The sequence below is a fragment of the Devosia elaeis genome, from assembly GCF_001650025.1.
GTDB lineage: Bacteria > Pseudomonadota > Alphaproteobacteria > Rhizobiales > Devosiaceae > Devosia > Devosia elaeis.
This window is the reverse complement of record NZ_LVVY01000013.1, coordinates 1-854: the sequence shown is the minus strand read 5'-3', so window position 1 is coordinate 854 and position 854 is coordinate 1. Positions and strand designations below refer to the sequence as shown.

Annotated in this window: 1 pseudogene; it reads right to left on the bottom strand. The window is 60.8% G+C overall.

Annotated features, from left to right (window positions below):
- A pseudogene (locus A3840_RS19225) lies at positions 1-731 on the bottom strand (IS5 family transposase).
- Between the last annotated feature and the right edge of the window lie 123 nt (positions 732-854).

The following is an 854-nucleotide window of genomic DNA, read 5'->3' as shown; positions in this document are numbered from 1 at the left end:
CTAGGTCCTGTTGACAAAGTATGGCATCCATATCCTTGCTGCGGCTAAGGCCAGGAAAGCGGCGAAGGATTTTGCGGTCTTGTCGAAGCGCGTGGCGATGCGGCGGAACTGCTTGAGCCTGTTGAACATGCGCTCGATGCGGTTGCGGTCCTTGTAGGCCCGGAAGTCGCACGGCGGCGGGTTCTTGCGGTTGGCTTTGGGTGGGATCACGGGAACAATGCCGCTCAGCAGCAGATCCTGGCGGACGACGTCGCCATCGTAACCTTTGTCAGCCAACAGCAGCCGCGGCTTGCCCACCGGCATGGCCATCAAAGCAGGGACGGCTGCATAATCTGACGCTTCTCCGCCCGTGAGGACAAAGCCAAGAGGGCGTCCCTGACCGTCTGTGCGGGCGTGGACTTTGCACGTAAAGCCGCCGCGTGATCGACCAAAAGCCTCCTTATGAGTCCCCCTTTTGCGCCCGCTGCCTGGCTGTGGCCGCGCACTGTGGTGCTGTCGATCATGTGCTGCCAGTCGTCGGTGAGCCCGAGTTCGACCAGGGTCTCAAGCAGGGCGTCCCAGACCCCTTGCTCGGCCCAGCGGCGAAACCGGACATAGACCGAGTTCCACTTGCCGTAGCGCTCATGCATGTCGCGCCAAGGGCAGCCTACCCGCAGGACATGCAGCATGCCATTCAGATATCGGCGATTGTCCTGCGCTGGTCGGGACTTGCGTCCTCGCTCAGCCGGCAAAAGCTCGCCAATGAGCTGCCACTCTGCGTCCGACAAATCCCCACGCGCCAAAACCGCCTCCTAAAAAGCAGTCTTGAATCACGGCAAAGCCGATTTGGGAATCCACTTTGTCAACAGGACCTA